Below are 19,680 nucleotides of genomic sequence, written 5' to 3' on the forward strand. Positions count from 1 at the left end.
CTAACGCTGCATGGCGGGTCAGGCCAGCGCGGCGTCTGCCCCCATCAGCGTTGGGAAGAAGCCCTCATGCGCGGCGCGCAGCGTGTCGAGTGCGATCACGTCGTCGCGGTCGGGGCGTTCGAAGATCAGGCGCTTGCCGCCGGTGCGGCCGAGCGGTTCGGCCTCGACATCGGCCGCATGCGCGGCGCCGAGGAAGTCGAGCAGCGCGTGATCCTCGACGGTGACGATATAGACGCCCTGGTCTTCCGCGAAGAACGCACGCGCGCAGTCGAAGGGCTGCTTGCGGTCGATCATCGCGCCGATGCCGCCTGCGAGCGCCATTTCGGCCAGGGTCACGGCGATGCCGCCGTCCGAGACGTCATGGACCGCCGACAGCTGGCCCTCGGCGATCGCGTTGCGGATGAGGTCGCCGACGCGGCGCTCCGCTGCCAGATCGACCGCAGGCGGGGGGCCTTCCTCGCGGCCATGGCATTCGCGCAGCCACAGCGACTGGCCGAGATGGCCGTGCCGCGTGCCGACCGCGAGGATGATGTCGCCCGAGCCCTTGAAGGCGATCGTCGCATTCTTCTGCCAGTCGGCGAGCAGGCCGATTGCGCCGATCGCGGGCGTCGGCAGGATCGCCGAGCCGCCGCCGGTCGCCTTGGATTCATTGTACAGCGATACGTTGCCCGAGACGATCGGGAAGTCGAGCGCGATGCACGCGTCGCTCATCCCCTCGAGGCAGCCGACGATCTGGCCCATGATCTCAGGCCGCTGCGGGTTGGCGAAGTTGAGGCAGTTGGTGACTGCCAACGGCAGCGCGCCGACCGCGGTGAGGTTGCGCCACGCCTCGGCGACCGCCTGCTTGCCGCCCTCGACGGGATCGGCAAAGCAATAGCGCGGCGTGCAGTCGGTGGTCATCGCCAGCGCCTTCTGCGTGCCGTGGACGCGGACGACGGCAGCGTCGCCACCGGGGCGCTGGACGGTGTCGGCGCCGACCATGTGGTCATACTGCTCCCAGATCCAGCGGCGCGAGGCGATGTCGGGCGAGCCCATCAGCGTCACCAGATCGGCGGCGATGTCGTTGCTGTGCGGCACGTTTTCGAGCGGTGAGGGCTTGGGCGTCGGCACGTGCGGGCGATCGTAGAGCGGTGCCTCGTCGGCAAGCGGCCCGAGCGGAATGTCGCAGACGGTCTCGCCCCTGAACGTCAGCACCATGCGGCCGGTGTCGGTCACGCGGCCGATGACCGCGAAATCGAGCTCCCATTTCTTGAAGATCGCCTCGGCCTCGGCCTCGCGGCCGGGCTTCAGAACCATGAGCATCCGCTCCTGGCTTTCGCTCAGCATCATCTCGTACGGCGTCATGCCCGTTTCGCGCTGCGGCACGTCGTCCATGACGAGTTCGATACCGACTCCGCCCTTCGACGCCATCTCGACCGACGAGGAGGTGAGGCCGGCGGCGCCCATGTCCTGGATCGCGACGATGACGTCGGTCGCCATGAGTTCGAGGCAGGCCTCGATCAGCAGCTTTTCGGTAAAGGGATCGCCGACTTGGACTGTCGGGCGCTTGGCGTCCGAATCCTCGCCGAAGTCCGCGCTCGCCATCGTCGCGCCGTGGATGCCGTCGCGACCGGTCTTGGAGCCGACATAGACGATCGGATTGCCGATGCCGCTGGCGGCCGAATAGAAGATCTTGTCCTGATCGGCGATCCCGACGGTCATCGCGTTGACCAGGATGTTGCCGTCATACGCGCTGTGGAAATTCACCTCGCCGCCGACCGTCGGCACGCCGACGCAATTGCCATAGCCGCCGATGCCGTGGACCACGCCCGAGATCAGGTGCCGCATCTTGGGGTGATCGGGCCGGCCGAAGCGCAGCGCGTTCATGTTGGCGATCGGCCGCGCGCCCATCGTGAAGACGTCGCGCAGGATGCCGCCGACGCCGGTGGCCGCGCCCTGATAGGGTTCGATGTAGGACGGGTGGTTGTGGCTCTCCATCTTGAAGATCGCCGCCTGGTTGTCACCTATATCGACGACGCCGGCATTCTCGCCCGGGCCGCAGATGACGCGTTCGCCCTTGGTGGGCAGCTTCATCAGGTGGATCTTGCTCGACTTGTAGCTGCAATGCTCGGACCACATCACCGAGAAGATGCCAAGCTCGACGAGATTGGGCTCGCGGCCGATCGCGTGGAGCACGCGCTCATATTCTTCGGGGGACAGGCCGTGGTCGGCGACGATCTGCGGTGTGATCTCGGTCATGGGGCGGGCTTTAGCGGGGTGGGGGGCGACTTGCCAGCGTCGATCCTGCTCGAAGCGCGAGCGACTGGCGACGTGCAATTGCCATGTCATGAAACGGCGTCAGACTTCCCGTCGATACCGCCCGGTATATGGCAGGGCGGTCGTCATTCGGGGGGTGTAAATGAAGATCGCGTCGATACTGGCGATTGCGGCGCTGGGGAGCACGGCGACGCAACTGCCCGCGCAGGCACCGGCGAGTTTCTGCGAGCGGCTTGCTCCCAAACTCAACATGAAACAGGCCGGATCAAAGCCCGCGCGGGCCACCGAATGGCGCGTCAATACGATGGGTCTCGGATCGCATCTGTTCGGCGGGTCGTCGATGGTGTCGTTCATGGTCCGGCCGTCGGGCGAGCAGACCCAGGCGGCCTATGACAAGGCGACGAAGGCCTGCAGCCAGTCGCCCAAGGGTATCCTGTGCCGGATCGAGGGGCCGGTCGAGCTGACGGTGCAGACCAAGGGTGGCGAAGCGAAGGGCGATGCGGCCGCCGGTGAAAGCGCCGAGGTGGAGTTGCGGAAGGCTGCGATCCTCTGCCGCGACCTGTAGTCGTCATCCCACTTTGCGTCGTCATCCTGACGGACGTCAGGATCTAGGGTAACGAGGTACGCGCCTTGCGGCTCTGGGTCCTGACTTTTGTCAGGATGACGGGGGGCGATCGCGCCCCCCTCCCGTGCGTATCACCCGTAGGGCGGCTGCGTGTAACCTTTGGGGCTGAGCGTGAAGATGTCGCAGCCGGTCTCGGTGATGCCGATCGAGTGCTCGAACTGCGCCGACAGCGAACGGTCGCGTGTCACCGCGGTCCAGCCGTCGTCGAGTAGTTTAACGTCGGGGCGGCCGATGTTGATCATCGGTTCGATCGTGAAGATCATGCCGGGACGCAGTTCGGGGCCGGTGCCGGGCTTGCCGACATGGACGACCTCGGGCGCATCGTGGAACAGCCGGCCGACGCCGTGCCCGCAGAAATCGCGGACCACGCCGTAGCGGTGCTTTTCCGCATGGCGCTGGATCGCATGCGCGACGTCGCCCATGCGGTTGCCGGGCTTCGCCTGCTCGATGCCGAGCATCAGGCATTCATAGGTCACCTCGACGAGGCGCCGCGCCTTGATCGGCACGTCGCCGATCAGGTACATCCGGCTCGTGTCGCCGTGCCAGCCGTCGAGCAGCGGCGTGACGTCGACATTGACGATATCGCCCGATTTCAGCGCCTTCTCACTCGGGATGCCGTGGCAGACGACATGGTTGATCGAGATGCAGACGCTATGCGTATAGCCGCGATAGCCGAGCGTCGCCGGCACCGCGCCGGCGGCCGTGACGAAGTCGTAGATCAGCCGATCGATCTCGGCAGTGGTCACGCCCGGCACCATGTGCGGCACGATCATGTCGAGCGTTTCGGCGGCGAGCCGCCCGGCCTTCATCATGCCTTCAAAGGCAGCGGGGCCGTGGAGCTTGATGGCGCCGGTGCGCGCGTCCGGCGCGTCGGACGTGACGGTTACATATTCGGTCATGGCGAGCGATATAGCGTGGCGGCGCAACTTTTGCGAGGCTATGCGAAGGGCCATGACACAGGAACGCATCTGGACGGCCGCACTGACGATCATCGGCGACGAGATCCTGTCGGGCCGCACGCAGGACAAGAACGTCGCGCAGATCGCGGCCTGGCTCAATGTGCAGGGCATCCGGCTGGCCGAGGTGCGCGTCGTCGCCGACCGGACCGAGGCGATCGTCGAGGCGGTGAACACCCTGCGCGCACGCAACGACTATCTGTTCACCACGGGCGGGATCGGCCCGACGCATGACGACATCACCGTCGACTCGATCGCCGAGGCGCTGGGTGTCGCGGTCGAGCATCATCCGCGCGCGATGGCGGTGCTGGAGGCCTATTATGCGACCCGCGGCGGGCTCACCGAAGCGCGTGCGCGGATGGCGCGCGTGCCGGTCGGTGCGGACCTGATCGACAACAAGGTATCGGGCGCGCCGGGGATCCGGATCGGAAACATCTTCATCATGGCGGGCGTGCCGCACATCACCGCCGGCATGCTCGACGCGCTCACCGGCACGCTCGAGGGCGGACGCCCGGTCGTGTCGAAGACGATCGGCTGCTGGGTGGCGGAGAGCGAAGTCGCCGACCTGCTGCGCGATGCCGAGAAGGCGCATGACGGCGTCGCGGTCGGCAGCTACCCGTTTTTCCGCGACGGCCGGACGGGCGCGAATTTCGTCGTGCGCAGTGCGGATGCCGCGCTGGTCGATCGCTGCATCGCCGATCTGGTCGGCGCGCTCGAGGCGACCGGGCGCGTGGTGACACCCGAAGGCATCTGACGCCGCGGGCGTACTCCACGCTGGTGGACGGGCCATTGGGCCAAGCCGCTTGCAAAGCACGGCAATACCCGTCAGCCTTCGTAAAAATACGAAGGAGAGGCTGGATGACTGCAAGCAATCTGATGCTGATGATCGTGGGCTGTATGGCGGTGTTGCCACTCGTGGCGCTCGCCTTCGTGATGTGGCGGCCGGTGACCAAGCCCCTCGACTGAGGGGCGTTGCGCCGCGTGCACGTCGGTCGTGCGCGCGGCTCGCTCCGTCTGCCAAGTCCGGTGCCGATGCCAAGCGTGATTGACAGGCGCGGTCGGAGAGCTACCCCGGTGGCATGGTTACCCGACAGACCCGCAACCCGGTGCTCGCGTCCGAACTCGACCGCTTCATCGATGCCCAGGTAATTGCCGGCACCGGCACCAGCGCCGATGCGGTTGCCGCTGAGACCCTGACGCTGCTGCGCGACCGGCTGGGGCGATCCGGCGCCGCCACCCCGGTGGCCTGGCCGATCGCCGGCGGGGCGTGTGGCGCAGCGATACGAGCGCACGACTGGAGCGCGACGCCGCTCGGCGCGATCGACACCTGGTCCCCGCAGCTTCGCTCGACCGTCAATACGGTGGTCAACTCGCCCGTCGCCAAGGTGCTGATGTGGGGCGCCGACGGCCTTATGCTGTATAATGACGGCTATGCCAGGATCGCGGGCGGCAAGCATCCGGCCGCGATCGGTGCGCGCGCCGTCGACGTCTGGCCCGAGCAGGCGGACTTCAACCGCCACGTGCTGGGCGAGGTGATGCGCGGCGAGGTCATGCTGTTTCGCGACCAGCCGATGACGCTCCATCATGACGGCGCGGCGCACGCGGTGACGCTCGACCTCTTCTACACCCCGGTGCATGATTTCGACGGCAGCGTCGGCGGCGTGCTGGGCACCGTGATCGACAATAGCGAGCGGGTGGCAGCGGAACGGCAGCTGGCGCGGAGCGAATCGGAGCTGCGGATCGTCACCGACGCGCTGCCCGTGCTGATTTCCTATATCGATCGTGATTATATCTATCGGTTCGCCAACAGCTTTTACGAGGAATGGGTCGGGCTGACACCCGCGCAGGTCGTCGGACGGCATGTCCGCGACGTCATCGGTCAGCCCGCCTTTGCCGTACGCCAGCCGATGATGGACCGGGCTCTGGCCGGCGAGACGGTGACCGCCGATGCGCGGCTGCCGCACCGCGACGGCGGCGACCGCGCGTCCGAGCTGCGTTACATCCCGCGGATCGAGCCCGATGGGGCGATCAACGGCTTCTACGTGCTGGTCTTCGACGTCGAGGAGCGCGTCAATCGCACGCTGCAGCTCGAACGACAGATCAGCCACCGTGAACGCGCCGAGCGTCAGCTGCGCGTCCTCAACGAGACGCTCGAAGCGCGCGTCATCCGCGAGATCGAGGAGCGTCGGCTTGCCGAAGCGGGGCTCGCCCAGGCGCAGAAGATGGAGACGATCGGCAAGCTGACCGGCGGTGTCGCGCACGACTTCAACAATTTGCTCCAGGTCGTCTCGGGCAATCTGCAGTTGCTCGGCAAGGACATTGCCGGGAATGCGCGTGCCGAGCGGCGGGTCAGCAACGCGATGGCGGGGATCGAACGCGGCGCCAAGCTTGCGGCGCAGTTGCTCGCCTTCGGCCGACGTCAGGCGCTCGAACCCAAGGTGGTCAACGTCACGCGGTTCGTACGCGGGATGGACGACATGCTGCGGCGTGCGATCGGCGAGGCGATCGAAGTGGAGACGGTCGTCGGTGGTGGGCTGTGGAACACGTTCATCGACCCGACGCAGATCGAGAACGCGTTGCTCAACCTCGCGATCAATGCGCGCGACGCGATGGAGGGGCGCGGCAAGCTGACGATCGAGCTCGGCAATGCGAGCCTCGACGACGCCTATGCACGCGGCCATCTGGAGGTCGCGGCGGGGCAATATGTCATGCTGGCGGTCACCGACACGGGCAGCGGCATGGCGCCCGACATCATCGACAAGGTGTTCGAGCCGTTCTTCTCGACCAAGAGCGAGGGCAAGGGATCCGGGCTCGGGCTGTCGATGGTCTATGGCTTCGTCAAGCAATCGGGCGGCCATGTGAAGATCTACAGCGAGGTCGGCGAAGGCACGACGATCAAGCTCTATTTGCCGCGCGCGATGGGCCCCGAAGACGTCGAGGTCGCGACCAGCGGTGGGCCGATCATCGGCGGGACCGAGACCGTGCTGGTGGTCGAGGATGATGACGAGGTCCGTGCGACCGTCGTCGAGATGCTCGGCGACTTTGGCTATGGCGTGCTGAAAGCGGTCGACGCGGGCAGTGCGCTGAACGTCATCGAAAGCGGTGTGCCGATCGACATGCTCTTTACCGACGTGGTGATGCCGGGGACGCTGAAGAGCCCCGAACTCGCCCGCCGCGCGCGCGAGCGGATCCCCGATCTCGCAGTGCTGTTCACGTCGGGCTATACGGAGAATTCGATCGTCCATGGCGGCCGGCTCGACGTCGGCGTCGAGCTGTTGTCCAAGCCCTATACGCGCGAGGCGCTCGCGCGGAAGTTTGAACAGGTTCTCGCCGGCCAGCGCGCGCGGCGGCGCGCGGCGGAGGGTCACGAAGATGCGCCGCGGTCGGACGGAGACGTCCCGATCCGCGTCCTGCTCGTCGAGGACGATGCGGCGGTCCGTGCGGGCGCGGCCGAGATGCTGCGCGATCTGGGCATGGCTGTGATCGAGGCGGCCAGCGCCGAAGCGGCGCTCACGACGCTGCAGGCCCGCCCGGTCGATGTGCTGGTCAGCGACGTCAACCTGCCGGGGCTGTCGGGCCCTGAGCTTGCCGAAGCGGTCCGCATGCGTCGGCCGGGCATCGGGGTCGTGTTCGCAACCGGCGACAGCGAGGTCGCGCTCGTGCCGTGGGATCCGCAGGCGATCCTGCTGCCGAAGCCCTATGGCGTCGAGGCACTTCGCTCGGCTGTCGTCAGGGCGGCGTCGAAGTCGGCGATCGACAGGCCAGCGCCGGCTGATACTGCGGCCGAAGGACCTGTGCTGATGCAGATCGCCTCAGACGGAAATCCTGACCGGCAGTAACCGTGACGGGGGCAGGGTAACGCGCGACGGAGGCGTGCGTGCCCCGGCGGCTAACGCGTCGGCCAGACCATCATGCAGGTGTCGACAAGCTGATTGAGCTCACCACAGGTGGCGCCCGATCCGCCCTGGATCGCCAGCCCCTGCATGACCGCGAACAGATAGCGCGCAAGAGCGGGCGACTCGAGACCGTCGGGGAACTCGCCCGCAGCCTTGGCCTCGTCGAACCGGCGGATCAGCGCAGCCTGCGACGACTCGCGGCGTTTGGCGACCTCGGCCTTGATCGGTTCGGCCTCGACGCCGCAGGCGACGCTGCTGATGATGCTCAGGCACCCCTTGGGATCGCAGGTGCTCGTCTGCATCTGGAGCGCCCCGCGCAGCAGCCGCTCAGCCACGGCCTTGGCGGTCGGCGCATCGAGCGCGGACGTCATATAAGCGAGCTTTTCGCGTTCGTAGAGGTCGAGCGCCTTGTGAAACAACGCTTCCTTGTTGCCGAACGCGGCATAGAGGCTCGGCTTGGTGATCTTCATCTCGGCCGTGAGCTCGGCCATCGACGCCGCCTCATACCCGTTTCGCCAGAAAACGCGCAGCGCGGCCGCAAGCGCCTCCTCGAGATCGAACTCGCGGGGGCGGCCCTTGGGGGCGGTGAGCGTGCACAAGCTATTCATACCAGTCGGTATATAGGCACAAGTGGAAAAACGTCCAGTATCCCGGACGTTCCGGGACCGATCGGCCGGCGTGCGCGCGTCGAACATCCGCGCCGCCCGCGCGTTGGGCGGGGCAGGACCGGCGGGTGATCCTGCTGCGGTCGGACAAGGGATTATGATCATGAGAATCGGGTTTATCGGTCTGGGCCAGATGGGGCATGCGATGGCCACCAATCTGGTTGAGGCGGGTCATGAGGTGACGGTGTGGAACCGCTCGCCGGACAAGGCCGATGCGCTGGTCGAACGTGGCGCGACTCGGGCCGCGACGCCCGCCGAAGCGGCGCAGGGCGACGTGGTGATGACGATGCTGGCGGACGATGCCGCGCTGGAGGCGGTAGTCTACGGCGATGGCGGGATCCTTGGCGCGCCGGCGGTCCATGTATCGCACAGCACGATCAGCGTTGCGCTGGCGGAGCGGCTGACGGCGGATCAGGACGGGGCCGGTGGCTATGTCGCGGCCCCCGTCTTCGGTCGTCCGCCCGCGGCGGCGGCGGCGATGCTGTTCGTCGTCGCGGCGGGACGCGACGATCTGATCGCCCGGTGCGAGCCCGCACTGGATGCGATCAGCCAGCGCGTGTTCCGTGTCGGCGAGATGCCGTCCGCCGCCAATCTGGTGAAGCTCAGCGGCAATTTCATGATCATGGCGGCGGTCGAGGCGATGGCGGAGGCGATGACGCTGGCGGAAAAGGGCGGGGTCGAACCGGCGCTGCTGCTCGAGGTGCTGACGGGTACGCTGTTCAACGCGCCGGTCTACAAGACGTACGGCGAGATGCTGGTCGAACAGCGGTTTACACCCGCGGGCTTTGCCGCACCGCTGGGGCTGAAGGACATGAACCTCGTCGACACCGCGGCGGGCCGACTGCGTACGCCGATGCCGCTGCTCGGCGTGGTGCGCGATCATCTGCGCGCCGCGATCGCGCAGGAGGGGGAAGATGTCGACTGGTCGGCGGTGGGCGCCGCCGTCCGGCGCAACGCCGGGCTTTAACGCCGCCGCTCGCCCGCCTGTCGGCCGTGCAGTGCGGCCTGCAGGCGGGGTCGCACCACGAGAAAGCCGAGATAGGCGCGCTCGAGCAGGCGGAGCGCGGTGCGATTGCGCGCGAGCAGGCCGAGCGGCCGCAGGACCGGGATTGCGCGCCACATCGCAGCGAACGCCGCCGCGCCCGACAGCATCGTCCCGTCCTCACGGGCATGAAACCGCGCGAGTAGGTCCCGGCGGTCGATCGGGCAACTCGCATCGGGATCGGTGGCATCGACGAACGTGATCGCACCGCGCCGGTCGAGCCGCCGCATGAGCGCGATCTCGCGCCGGCATAGCGGGCAGTTGCCATCATGCCAGACGACCAGATCGGTCACCGGGCGTCCGCCGCGTCGGAGTCGGGATTGCGCGCGCTGATGCGCGTGGCGAGCAACGTCGCAAAGCCGAGCCAGCCCACGAACGGCACGCCCAGCAGCGCCGCGGGACGATCGACCTTCGCCGCCGCCGCAACATACGCGCCGCCGGTTGCGACCATCGTGCCTGCGACGACCGCGCCGGATCGCAGCGCCCGCTTGCGAAAAAAGAGCTCGGTCCAGCCGCCGACCATCGAGGTGTTAAGCAGCCACAACCCGACCGCACTCGTGCGACGTGGCCCGGCGGGCTGGCGGAGGAGACGATATCCACCGACGGCGAGCCCGGTCTCGAGCACCGGCCACACCGCGCCGAACACGGCGTCGGGCGGCGTATAACTGGGCTTGTCGAGCCGCTTGTACCAGCGGCGGGTCCGCGGGTGGGAGGGGTCGGGCGCATTGCGGCGACCGATCGCGGCGCTGACGCCGAGGACCGACACGACGATCAGTGCGGCAGCGGTCCGCGACAGCACTGGCGGTGGCGGTGGCGCATGCGCCGGAACGGGCGACGCGACCGGATGGTGATCAGGATGGGCCATCGCTCAGCGCTCCGCCAGATAGCGTTCGAGATCGTCGCAACCACCGATCGTTTCGCCATCGATCACGATCAGCGGGGTTGTCGCGATGCCGTGCTCGGTCTTGAACGCCTCGACCGCATCCCGGTCGCGCAGAATCTGGTCGTCGACGTCATAGCCTTCGGCCTGAAGCAGCTGCTTGGCGCGGACGCCGAACGGGCAGGTGTGATCGGGCAGCACCATCCGGTGCAGCGTCGCGGTACGGGTCTGGGTCATCATCGTCCTCGGATCTGCGGCCTCTCGATACGCCGATCGATGCCAGATCCTATAGCGCGGGATGGCCCCAGACGTTCCCTGCGGCTGTCGCAGGCTAGTGCCGCAGGGCGCGACGCACGGCGGTCCAGCTGACGAACTTGAAGTTCTGCGTGTCGGGGGCGTTGTCGCCGTCCTGCGCGACGAACAGGCCGCCCGGATAGGCCGGGCCGAAATCGCCGAGCATCAGGTCGATGCCGTCGGTATCGCTGGTCCCGTCGATCGCCCCGCCGCCGATCCGGAACCGCCCCGCATAGGTGACGCCGGGCAGGCGGTAGAGCGTATAGGCGTTGTCGCCTTGGCTTGAGACAACCAGATAGCCGCCGCGTCGGCCCGAGGGCGCGAGCGCGAGGCCTTCCGCATCGGCGACGAGCGTCTTGCCGTCGACCCGCGCGATCGACGTCGCGGTCGCCGGTGCCGCCGGATCCGCGTCGAACCGCCAGAGCCCGACATCTTCTTCCGCGACGTAGAGCAGCCCGGTCCGGTCGTCGACGACGCAGCCCTCGGCCTGGCTCGCGAGCTTCATCGAGCGGACTGTCGTGACCTTGGGGACCGTGCCCGAGACGTCGATCGCGAGCTGATCGATCCGCCCGTCCTTCAGCACGACGAAGCCGAACAGCGCGTGATCGCGCGCGCGCGTCCACAGGCACATGCCATAAGCCTCGCCCGGGCCGACCGGGAAGCGGCCGAGCGGCACGAGCCTCGCCGCCGCGGTGTCGAGCGTGAACAGCGACACATGCGCGGTGTCGACATCGGCGCGGTCGCTCGCCGCCGCGATCACGCGCGTGCCAACGGTGCGCAGGTCGACATTGTTCAGCCGGTCGGCGGGCGTGAAGCTCAGCCGCTTGCCTGCCAGGCTGTAGACGTGGATGCCCGCCTTCTTGTCCGTCCCGATGACCAGGCTCTTCGCCGAATCCGCGGGGTTGCGCCAGATCGCGGGATCGTCCGCCGCATCCGCCGCGGTATCGACCGGATCGGTTTCCGCGGTCGCCGCGACCAGCGGCGCGGTGGCCGTCTGGGGCACGCTCGTGGTCGCGCACCCGGCGAGGATCAGCGCGAGGAGCGGCAGTCCGCGCATCAGAAGGTCACCCGCACGCCGCCGGTATAGCGCCGCCCGAACGTTTCATGCTCGATCGTATAGGCAGACGAGCCGGCATAGCGGCGGCCCGGGCCGTTCAGGAGGTTGGCGAAATCGCCATAGATTTCGACATTGTTGTTGATCGCGTAGCGCACGCTGGCGTCGAGCTCATTGTCCTTCGCCCAGTAGAAATCGCCGCCGTCGATCCCGCGGACGACGCCGCCGATCGTGTCGGTGCCGCCGATCGCATCGAGCCATGCCGACCGGTTCTGGTAGGATACCCGCGCCGAAAAACCGTATTTCTCGTAATATGCGATCAGATTGTAGATCGCGTCCGACGCGCCGGGCAGCGGCACCTTGCGCGAGGGCAGGGCAGCGGTCCCCGGCGTCTCGGCGCGGCTCTTGTTGATCGTCGCGTTGAGCTGGACGCCGAAGCCACCCATCCATTCGGGCAGCCCGAGATCGGCGGTGAAGGGCTCGAGCTGCTGCTGGATCGCACCCTCGATGCCCATGATATAGCCGCTGCCGCCGTTGACGATCGTCGAATAGAGATAGCCCGAGCGATCGACGCCGCCGGTGTTCAGCGTCGTCCGCCCGAACGTCTGCGTCGAATCGAACAGGACGTCGGTGACGTCCTTGTAATAGGCACCGATCGACAGGAAGCCGCGCGGCATCGTGTAATATTCGACGTAGAGATCGACGCCCTTCGCCTTTTCGGGCTTCGCATCGGGATTGCCGCCGGAGATGGTGGCGTTCGCGTCGTTATAGCTGAGATTGGGGCGCAGCTGATCATAATCGGGACGCGCGGCGCCGGTGTTGAACGACAGCCGTGCCTTCATCCGGTCATCGACGTCCCAGTTGAGGTGGAGGCTCGGATAGACCAGCGTCTGGCTCGACTTCACGTCGATCGGGGTGGTGACCGTGGTCGCCGCGGCGCCGGTGCCGACCGTGCCGATCGAGAAGGCGCGTGCGTCGTTGCGGATATGCTCGACGCGGGCGCCGCCGATGATGCTGCCCCAACCGGTCGTCGCGGTCGCCATCGCATAGGCCGAATAGACCTTCTCGCCGACGTCGTAGAAATTGGCGTCGCTGCGGACATAGCTGCCGACCGCCTTGGCCTGATCGACCAGTCCGAGAACCTTGTCGCGGTCAAAATACTGGAAGGTGTAGCCGAGCGGGATCTCGCCCTGGAACCCGCCGGGCTTGGCGATCGCCGAATAGTTCGTCGCGATACCCGCCGCGGCGAACTGCGCGGGCGTCGACAGGTCGAGGAGATATTCATTCGACGTCTTGGTGCGGTCGTCATAGCGCACGCCGGCGGCGAGGATCGTCGAGGCGCCGAACACCGAAGCCTCGCGGCTGATGTCGAGCTTGGCGGTATAGGCCTCGGTCACGTCCTGCGCCTTCAGCGAGCGCAGGCGCGACAGGGTGCGCGGGAAATCCTCGATCGCCGTGACCCGGTCGCCGCGCGAAAAGCTGCCATCGGCGTTGCGGATCGTCCGGTACAGCTGCACCTTGGCGAGCTGCGGATCGGTCAGGTCATAGCCGACGGTCAGGCGGTTGGCGGCATTCGCGCCATTGGTGCCGAACGAGGGGCTGTCATAGTTGAGCTGTGCAGGCTGCGACCGGTCGTCGATCGAGCGGGTGTAGTTGCCGCGCCACGCGACCTTCCAGTCGCCGAGTTCGTGATCGCCGCCCAGCGTGTTGGTGAACACCGACTGCTTGTACTTGCGCACCGTGAAGTTCGAATTGAGATCGATCCCGTACACCGTGCCGAGCAGGGGCGTGTTGCCGGTGCAGACATCCGCATAGCCCGTGGTGCCCGAGGCGGGTCGCGCATTGACCGCGCAGGCGGCGGTGCCGTTCGGGGTGCGCGACTGCTGGTCGTCCAGATCGAAGATGTAATTGTTGCGCTGCTCGTCATCTTCGAACGCGGAGTAGATCGTCTCGGCGAACAGCTTGTGGCCAGGGGCGGGGCGCCAGTCGAGACGGCTCGACAGCGAATAGTTCTTGCGCGTCAGCCGGTAGAGCTTGTTCTCGGTCTCGCGCGCCCAGTTGCGGGTCTCGTAACCGGGGCGCAGGTCGCGGTCGACCGCTTCGAAGTCGGTCTCGAAATTGTCGGTGACCATGCCGCGGCGATAGAGGCTGGCGGACGAGACGATGCCGAATTCGCCGATCTCCGTGTCGAACCGGTCGGACACGACGAGCGAGCCTTCATATTCGGTCTTCTTGCCGAGCTCGACATGGCCGAGGCCGCCCTTGGCCTGAACCTTGAGCCCCGGATAGTCGAACGCCGAGCGGGTGATGATGTCGACATTGCCCGCGATCGTCTCGCCGGTCATGTCGGGGGTCACCGCTTTCCGTACGATGATCTGCGACGCGATCGCCGAGGGGATCGAATCGAACCGCGCGTCGCGACCTTCCGGGCTGACCACGTTGATCCCGTCGAACGACAGCGTCGTCCAGTTGATCGGGCTGCCACGCAGCGTGATGTAGCGGGCCTGGCCCTGGTCGCGCTGGACGCCGACGCCGGGCAGGCGGCTGACCGCCTGCGCGATATTCTGGTCGGGCAGACGCCCGATCGAATCCGACGCGATTACCGAGACCAGCGAGGGGCTGGTCCGCTGGATCTGCAGCGCTGCCGCTTCGGACTCGGCGATGGGGCGCGATCCCGAAACGACGATCTCGTCGCCGTCGGCACTGGTCTCGATCGTCATCGCGACATCGAGCACGACCGCCGCGTCGGTGACCGTGACGCTGCGCCGGGCATCGGGAAAGCCGACATAGCGGACGACGACGTCATGCGTCCCGGCGGGGATCCCGGCCAGCGTGAACCGGCCCGCGCGATCCGCCGCGGTCGCCAGCCCCAGAGCGGGGATCGAGACCGACGCGCCGTCGAGATAATCGCCACTGCCCGCCTGCGAGATCGTCCCGGTGATGCTGGCATTGCCACGCGGGGCGGGGGCTGCGGCTGCGGCAGGGCCATCGACCGGTTCGGCGCGGGCGATCCCGATCGCGAGCGGGATCATCGCGCTGCCGATAAGAAGCGCGCGCAAGACAGCAGGGCCGCGTGCGCGGTGTGACAGGCCGATGATCATGATGGTCCCCCGATTGGTCCAGCTATGGGCTGGCTTGCCGGGGTGCCTATTGCAGACCAATGGCAGCGTGGTGACACGGGGGTGACAGTTTCGTTACGTCGTGCCCCGCGTCCCTCGACACAGCGCGCCATTCCGCGTCGAGAAGCATCTTGCGTCGCTAACGCCGAGCCGATAGACGCTCGCCATCGCATCGCGACCGCCGGCGCTTATCCGCCGCGCGGACGCACGGTCGATATGCGGGTGTAGCTCAATGGTAGAGCTTTTGCTTCCCAAGCAAGTGACGAGGGTTCGATTCCCTTCACCCGCTCCACGCCGACACCGTCGGTGCCAACGCAAATCCCTTTTCACGCCGACCACCGGGTCGCGATCGCCTGTCCGGCGATGCGACCGCGGTGTCGCGTTCGGTCACTTGATCAGGATGACCGCCTTCGACAGCGTCATGTAGATCCCCCAGAGGATCGGCACGCCGACCGCCAGCCAGGCGAGGATGACGGTCGACCGCGATCCACCGCCATGCTGTGCGCTGGTGGTGGCCGTCGTGGCGTCGACGGCAGTCGTCGAGGCCACGCCCTCGGTAACCGGCATGTGGAAGCGACTTGCCACCGGCTTGACGAACAGGTTGGCGACGAAGCCGACCACGAGCATCGCCGCGAGCATCAGGAAGATCGGCTGATAGACCTGATCGCGCGGGATCCCTGCGGCGATCCGGCCGTCGCGCATGTTGGCGACGAGCAGCGGCCCGACAACGCCCGCGGTCGACCAGGCGGTCAGCAGCCGGCCGTGGATCGCACCGACGAACTTCGTCCCGAATATGTCCGCCAGATAGGCGGGCACGGTCGCGAAGCCGCCGCCATAGGTCGAGGCGAGGATGCAGAAGACGAGGATGAAGAGACCGAGGCTGCTGCCGGCGAGTGCCGGGGCGGCGATACCGTAGAGCACAGCGCTGATCGCCAGGATCACCGCGTAGAGCGGCTTGCGACCCAGACGATCGGAGAACCACGCCCAGAAGAAGCGGCCACCGATGTTGAACAGGCTGATCGCGCCGACGAACCCGGCGCCGACCGCCGCCGCGGCGACCTTCTGACTGTCGCTGAATGCGGTGAAGAGCACGCCCGGCGCGTCGATCAGGCGACCGCCGAAAATCTCCTGGAGCATCGGCGAGGCGACACCGATGATGCCGATCGACGCGGACACGTTGAGCAGCAGGACGATCCAGATGAGCCAGAATTGCGGCGTCTTGTGCGCATCCTTCAGATCGACGTTGAACCGGCTGATCGTTGCCTTGGCATCGGTCGGCGGGGTCCAGCCGGCGGGCTTCCAGCCCTCGGCGGGGACGCGGTAGCCGAGTGCGCCAGCCATCATGAACACGAAATAGATGACCGCAAGGACGAGGAACGTCTGCCAGACGCCGACGCCGGTGGGGCCGGAGAAGTGCTTCATCAAAGAGTTGGCGAGCGGGCTGCCGATCATCGCGCCGCCGCCAAAGCCCATGATCGCCATGCCCGTCGCCATGCCGCGCCGGTCGGGAAACCATTTGATGAGCGTCGAGACGGGCGAGATATAGCCGAGACCCAGACCGATGCCGCCGATCACGCCCGAACCGAGCCAGATAAGCCACAGCTGGTGCATCGACACGCCGATCGCGCCGATCCCCATCCCGCCGCACCAGCAGAAGGCGGCGACGACGCCGGCCTTGCGCGGACCGGCGCGTTCGAGCCAGCCGCCCCAGATCGCGGCCGCGGCGCCGAGCACAACGAAGAAGAGCGTGTAGGTCCAGACGAGGTCGCTGACCCGCCAGTCGCAGGTCGTGGTCGTCAGCGCCTGGGCCAGCGTCATGCTTTCGCAGACCACCGGATCGGTGATCCCGATCGCGCGCGACAGCGGCAGCCAGAACACGCTGAAGCCATAGGCCATGCCGATGCACAGATGGATGGCGAGCGCGCAGGGCGGCACCAGCCAGCGATCAAAGCCCGGCCCTGCTACCGTCCGTGCCCGGTCGAGCAGCCCGCCGGTTGATCCATCCGCCATCATCATCCCCTTTTTATGAAGGGGATGCATGCGGGCGGGCGGCGACAAAGGAAAGCCGACTAAGGTCGGGGACGACTATATTTATACAAAAACATCGCCCCCGCCACGTCGATCAGGGGGCGATCAGGCGTCGAACAGGATCTCGAGCGGCTCGAGATCGGTGATCGTCGCGCGGACCTGTGCCCCGGGCAGGATCGGCCCGACGCCCGCGGGGGTGCCGGTGAAGATCAGATCGCCGGGTGCGAGTTCGACCTGACGCGACAGCGCGGCGATCACTTCGGCAACCGACCAGATCATCATCGACAGGTCGCCCGACTGACGGGGTTCGCCGTCGATCGTCAGCCCAACCGCACCCGTTTCGGGCGGCGCGCCGGGCGTGAGCGCGCCGATCGGGGCGGACCGGTCGAACCCCTTGGCCATGTCCCATGGCCGCCCGGCCGCCTTGGCCGCCGCCTGCAGGTCGCGCCGCGTCAGGTCGATCCCCACCGCATGACCGAAGATCTTCGCCGTCGCCTCCGTCGCATCGATGTCCCGTCCGCCTGCGCCCAGCGCGACGACCAGTTCGACCTCGTGATGCAGATCCTGCGTCATGCTCGGATAGGGCAGGGTGCCGCCACCGGGCACGACGGCATCGGCCGGCTTGGTGAAGAAGAAGGGCTGCTGCCGATCGGGATCCGACCCCATCTCGCGCGCGTGGTCGGCGTAGTTCTGCCCGACGCAGAAGATCCTGCGGACCGGAAACCGTGCCGCGGATCCGACGATCGCGATCGTGGGGGCGGTGACGACGGGAATCTGCATCGGTTTCTCCTTCGATGGGCGCCGACCGCGTGGACCGGGGCGCGGTGCTTTGCAACAGCGTGCGGGATCGTACCGATCGCCCGTGCAGCGGGAACGTCGCGGAGTTCGGCGGGTTTGGATCGGAAACGACAGGAGATCCGCATGTCCACCCAGCCCGTACGATTCGCCCCCTCGGTCGAAACCATCGCCGACGACGAGGCCGAGACGCTGGCGTCGCTCAAGGACAGCTTTCGCGAGATTCTAGAGACCACGTCGCAGGACTATGCGCATGCCGTGCGCGCGGTCCATGCCAAGGCACATGGCATCGCGCGCGGCACACTCACGATCGCTGACGGCCTGCCCGAAACACTCGCGCAGGGCATTTTCGCACAGCCGGGGCGTCATGAGGCGGTGCTGCGCATATCAACGAACGCGGGCGACATTCTCGATGACAGTGTCAGCCTGCCGCGCGGTGTCGCGCTGAAGATCCTCGACGTGCAGGGCGATCGCCTGCCGGGCTCTGAAGGCGAGACGACGCAGGACTTCATCATGGTCAACGCGCCGGTCTTCGCAGCCCCCGATCCCAAGGCCTTTTCGAAGAACCTCAAGCTGCTCGCCAAGACGACCGACCGGTTCGACGGTGTGAAGAAGGCGATGTCGGCGACCTTCCGCGTCGTCGAATCCGCACTGGAAGCGGTCGGGGCGGAGTCCGCGACGCTCAAGACCCTCGGCGGCGCGAAGCCCGTACACCCGTTGGGCGAGACCTATTTCTCGCAGACGCCGCTGCGCTACGGCGACTATATTGCCAAGGTCGCGCTGTTCCCGGTCTCGCCCGCGCTGACGCGCCTGACCGGCGACACGGTCGACATCACCGCACGCCCCGATGCGCTGCGGGAGGTCGTGCGCGAGGAGCTGATCGAGCATGGCGGTGTCTGGGAATTGCGCGTCCAGTTGAACACCGACCTCGACGCGATGCCGATAGAAGATGCGACGGTGGAATGGGATCAGCAGGCGAGCCCGTTCGTCACGGTCGCCACGCTCGAGGTGGCGCCGCAAATCTCCTGGGAGCACGGCGTGACCGATCATACCGATGATGCGCTGTCCTACAGCGTGTGGCACGGCGTGGTCGACCATCAGCCGCTGGGCGGCGTCAATCGCGTCCGCAAGGAAACCTATGAGCTCTCGGCGGGATTCCGCGGGACGTTCAACGGGTGTCCGATGCACCAGCCCAAGACGCTGGCCGAACTTGCCTGACATGGCAGATGTTTCAGGACGTTCGCACACGCTGTTTCACGTCAGCGACGTTCATTTCGGGGCGGAGGATCCGGCAGCGCTCGCCTGGTTCTCCGCCTGTGTCGAGGCGGAGCGGCCCGACGCGGTGATCATGACCGGCGATCTGACGATGCGTGCCACGAAGGAGGAGTTCCAGCGTGGCGGCGACTGGCTGCGCAGCCTCGGCGTGCCCGTCACGCTCGAGGTCGGCAATCACGACATCCCCTATTACTGGGACCCGTTCCGCCGGTTCTTCTCGCCCTATCAGCGTTATGCCGCGGTCGAGTCGATGATCGAGAAACCCCTGGAACTGCCCGGGATCACGATCGTCCCGCTCAAGACGACGGCCCGCGCGCAGTGGCGCTGGAACTGGTCGAAGGGGAGGGTCAGCCCGGGGTCGCTGACGCGCGCGCTGGCGATGATCGAGGATGTACCGAAGGATCACCTGGTCTTCGTCGCGGCGCATCATCCGCTGATCGAAGGCGGCACGACCGGGACAGCAAAGACCCGCCATGGCGACAGCGCATTGACCGCACTGGCCGATGCAGGAGCGCATGCCGTGCTGTCAGGTCATGTCCACGACCCCTTCGACATTCCCGTCCAACGCAGCGGCCGGGAGATCCGCATGATCGGTGCCGGCACCCTGTCAAAGCGGACGCGCGGCAGTCCGCCCGCATTCAACGAGCTGCGGGTCACCGGCCAGCAGCTCCGGACGATCCCGCGAACCATGGGTGACGACACCGGCTGACCCGCCAGGGCGCGCGGTTCGACCCGTCCGCCCCGCCAGTAACCTGAAACGACAAAGGCCGCCGCCCGGATATTCGGACGGCGGCC

At 67.0% G+C, this 19,680-nt stretch carries 16 protein-coding genes and 1 tRNA gene; 7 read left to right on the top strand and 10 right to left on the bottom strand.

Features of this window, described 5'->3' with window-relative positions; all coding sequences use genetic code 11:
- Window positions 1-18 precede the first annotated feature (18 nt).
- Window positions 19-2,238: a phosphoribosylformylglycinamidine synthase subunit PurL gene (gene purL / locus SOM18_RS06290; RefSeq protein WP_031441745.1), complete on the bottom strand. Its 2,220-nt coding sequence runs from the start codon at window positions 2,236-2,238 to the stop codon at window positions 19-21.
- A 160-nt stretch (window positions 2,239-2,398) separates the two neighbouring features.
- Here purL and SOM18_RS06295 point away from each other — a divergent pair, with 160 nt between their 5' ends.
- Entirely contained in the window at window positions 2,399-2,821 is a 423-nt protein-coding gene (locus SOM18_RS06295) for a hypothetical protein (protein ID WP_031441746.1), read from the top strand.
- A 131-nt stretch (window positions 2,822-2,952) separates the two neighbouring features.
- Here SOM18_RS06295 and map read toward each other — a convergent pair whose 3' ends face one another.
- Entirely contained in the window at window positions 2,953-3,780 is an 828-nt protein-coding gene (gene map / locus SOM18_RS06300) for a type I methionyl aminopeptidase (RefSeq protein WP_031441747.1), read from the bottom strand.
- Between the two features lie 52 nt (window positions 3,781-3,832).
- Between map and SOM18_RS06305 the strand changes: the two genes are divergently transcribed.
- Together SOM18_RS06305 and SOM18_RS06310 are read left to right on the top strand one after the other, a co-directional pair.
- Window positions 3,833-4,591: a competence/damage-inducible protein A gene (locus SOM18_RS06305; protein WP_031441748.1), complete on the top strand. Its 759-nt coding sequence runs from the start codon at window positions 3,833-3,835 to the stop codon at window positions 4,589-4,591.
- Between the two features lie 325 nt (window positions 4,592-4,916).
- Window positions 4,917-7,676 carry a response regulator gene (locus SOM18_RS06310; RefSeq protein WP_081874410.1) on the top strand — a complete coding sequence of 920 codons (2,760 nt, stop codon included), beginning with the start codon at window positions 4,917-4,919 and terminating at the stop codon, window positions 7,674-7,676.
- Between the two features lie 50 nt (window positions 7,677-7,726).
- On the opposite strand, the gene SOM18_RS06315 is transcribed toward SOM18_RS06310, so the two are convergent.
- Window positions 7,727-8,341, bottom strand: coding sequence for a TetR/AcrR family transcriptional regulator (locus SOM18_RS06315; RefSeq protein ID WP_031441750.1), 615 nt, complete (start codon window positions 8,339-8,341; stop codon window positions 7,727-7,729).
- A 70-nt stretch (window positions 8,342-8,411) separates the two neighbouring features.
- On the opposite strand from SOM18_RS06315, the gene SOM18_RS06320 reads away from it, so the two are divergent.
- A complete protein-coding gene (locus SOM18_RS06320; RefSeq protein ID WP_327195655.1) occupies window positions 8,412-9,365 on the top strand; it encodes an NAD(P)-dependent oxidoreductase in 954 nt (317 codons plus the stop codon).
- On the opposite strand, the gene SOM18_RS06325 is transcribed toward SOM18_RS06320, so the two are convergent.
- The 5 genes from SOM18_RS06325 to SOM18_RS06345 all read right to left on the bottom strand — a co-directional run bounded on the left by SOM18_RS06325 (window position 9,362) and on the right by SOM18_RS06345 (window position 14,769).
- On the bottom strand, window positions 9,362-9,733 hold the full coding sequence (locus SOM18_RS06325; protein WP_107045367.1) for a thiol-disulfide oxidoreductase DCC family protein: 372 nt from the start codon (window positions 9,731-9,733) through the stop codon (window positions 9,362-9,364). The genes SOM18_RS06320 and SOM18_RS06325 overlap by 4 nt on opposite strands.
- The gene (locus tag SOM18_RS06330; protein WP_081874412.1) at window positions 9,730-10,305 is read right to left on the bottom strand and encodes a TspO/MBR family protein; all 576 of its coding nucleotides are present in this window, start codon (window positions 10,303-10,305) and stop codon (window positions 9,730-9,732) included. The genes SOM18_RS06325 and SOM18_RS06330 overlap by 4 nt, the downstream gene beginning before the upstream one ends.
- 3 nt (window positions 10,306-10,308) lie before the next feature.
- On the bottom strand, window positions 10,309-10,557 hold the full coding sequence (locus SOM18_RS06335) for a glutaredoxin domain-containing protein (protein WP_031441754.1): 249 nt from the start codon (window positions 10,555-10,557) through the stop codon (window positions 10,309-10,311).
- A gap of 94 nt (window positions 10,558-10,651) precedes the next feature.
- A complete protein-coding gene (locus SOM18_RS06340; RefSeq protein WP_031441755.1) occupies window positions 10,652-11,671 on the bottom strand; it encodes a phytase in 1,020 nt (339 codons plus the stop codon).
- Window positions 11,671-14,769: a TonB-dependent receptor gene (locus SOM18_RS06345; protein ID WP_081874413.1), complete on the bottom strand. Its 3,099-nt coding sequence runs from the start codon at window positions 14,767-14,769 to the stop codon at window positions 11,671-11,673. The genes SOM18_RS06340 and SOM18_RS06345 overlap by 1 nt, the downstream gene beginning before the upstream one ends.
- 236 nt (window positions 14,770-15,005) lie before the next feature.
- Here SOM18_RS06345 and SOM18_RS06350 point away from each other — a divergent pair.
- Window positions 15,006-15,079 (top strand) — tRNA-Gly (locus tag SOM18_RS06350).
- Window positions 15,080-15,174: 95 nt separating this feature from the next.
- On the opposite strand, the gene SOM18_RS06355 is transcribed toward SOM18_RS06350, so the two are convergent.
- A complete protein-coding gene (locus SOM18_RS06355; protein WP_200874058.1) occupies window positions 15,175-16,797 on the bottom strand; it encodes an OFA family MFS transporter in 1,623 nt (540 codons plus the stop codon).
- A 123-nt stretch (window positions 16,798-16,920) separates the two neighbouring features.
- Complete coding sequence (locus SOM18_RS06360; RefSeq protein ID WP_031441758.1) at window positions 16,921-17,595, bottom strand: fumarylacetoacetate hydrolase family protein; 675 nt, start codon at window positions 17,593-17,595, stop codon at window positions 16,921-16,923.
- 141 nt (window positions 17,596-17,736) lie between these two features.
- Here SOM18_RS06360 and SOM18_RS06365 point away from each other — a divergent pair, with 141 nt between their 5' ends.
- Both SOM18_RS06365 and SOM18_RS06370 read left to right on the top strand, forming a co-directional pair.
- On the top strand, window positions 17,737-18,828 hold the full coding sequence (locus tag SOM18_RS06365; protein WP_031441759.1) for a catalase family protein: 1,092 nt from the start codon (window positions 17,737-17,739) through the stop codon (window positions 18,826-18,828).
- Between the two features lies 1 nt (window position 18,829).
- A complete protein-coding gene (locus SOM18_RS06370; protein ID WP_031441760.1) occupies window positions 18,830-19,594 on the top strand; it encodes a metallophosphoesterase family protein in 765 nt (254 codons plus the stop codon).
- Window positions 19,595-19,680: the final 86 nt, after the last annotated feature.

It is taken from the genome of Sphingomonas sp. CFBP9019, from assembly GCF_034045155.1.
GTDB classification, from domain to species: domain Bacteria; phylum Pseudomonadota; class Alphaproteobacteria; order Sphingomonadales; family Sphingomonadaceae; genus Sphingomonas; species Sphingomonas aerolata.

What these genes read in the sequence shown, in the direction of transcription:
- SOM18_RS06355 (WP_200874058.1), bottom strand. Translation starts at nt 16,797, where the DNA reads ATGGCGGATGGATCAACCGGCGGGCTGCTCGACCGGGCACGGACGGTA.
- SOM18_RS06330 (WP_081874412.1), bottom strand. Translation starts at nt 10,305, where the DNA reads ATGGCCCATCCTGATCACCATCCGGTCGCGTCGCCCGTTCCGGCGCAT.
- SOM18_RS06360 (WP_031441758.1), bottom strand. Translation starts at nt 17,595, where the DNA reads ATGCAGATTCCCGTCGTCACCGCCCCCACGATCGCGATCGTCGGATCC.
- SOM18_RS06335 (WP_031441754.1), bottom strand. Translation starts at nt 10,557, where the DNA reads ATGACCCAGACCCGTACCGCGACGCTGCACCGGATGGTGCTGCCCGAT.
- SOM18_RS06315 (WP_031441750.1), bottom strand. Translation starts at nt 8,341, where the DNA reads ATGAATAGCTTGTGCACGCTCACCGCCCCCAAGGGCCGCCCCCGCGAG.
- SOM18_RS06310 (WP_081874410.1), top strand. Translation starts at nt 4,917, where the DNA reads ATGGTTACCCGACAGACCCGCAACCCGGTGCTCGCGTCCGAACTCGAC.
- map (WP_031441747.1), bottom strand. Translation starts at nt 3,780, where the DNA reads ATGACCGAATATGTAACCGTCACGTCCGACGCGCCGGACGCGCGCACC.
- SOM18_RS06295 (WP_031441746.1), top strand. Translation starts at nt 2,399, where the DNA reads ATGAAGATCGCGTCGATACTGGCGATTGCGGCGCTGGGGAGCACGGCG.
- SOM18_RS06365 (WP_031441759.1), top strand. Translation starts at nt 17,737, where the DNA reads ATGTCCACCCAGCCCGTACGATTCGCCCCCTCGGTCGAAACCATCGCC.
- SOM18_RS06345 (WP_081874413.1), bottom strand. Translation starts at nt 14,769, where the DNA reads ATGATCATCGGCCTGTCACACCGCGCACGCGGCCCTGCTGTCTTGCGC.
- SOM18_RS06305 (WP_031441748.1), top strand. Translation starts at nt 3,833, where the DNA reads ATGACACAGGAACGCATCTGGACGGCCGCACTGACGATCATCGGCGAC.
- purL (WP_031441745.1), bottom strand. Translation starts at nt 2,238, where the DNA reads ATGACCGAGATCACACCGCAGATCGTCGCCGACCACGGCCTGTCCCCC.
- SOM18_RS06370 (WP_031441760.1), top strand. Translation starts at nt 18,830, where the DNA reads ATGGCAGATGTTTCAGGACGTTCGCACACGCTGTTTCACGTCAGCGAC.
- SOM18_RS06340 (WP_031441755.1), bottom strand. Translation starts at nt 11,671, where the DNA reads ATGCGCGGACTGCCGCTCCTCGCGCTGATCCTCGCCGGGTGCGCGACC.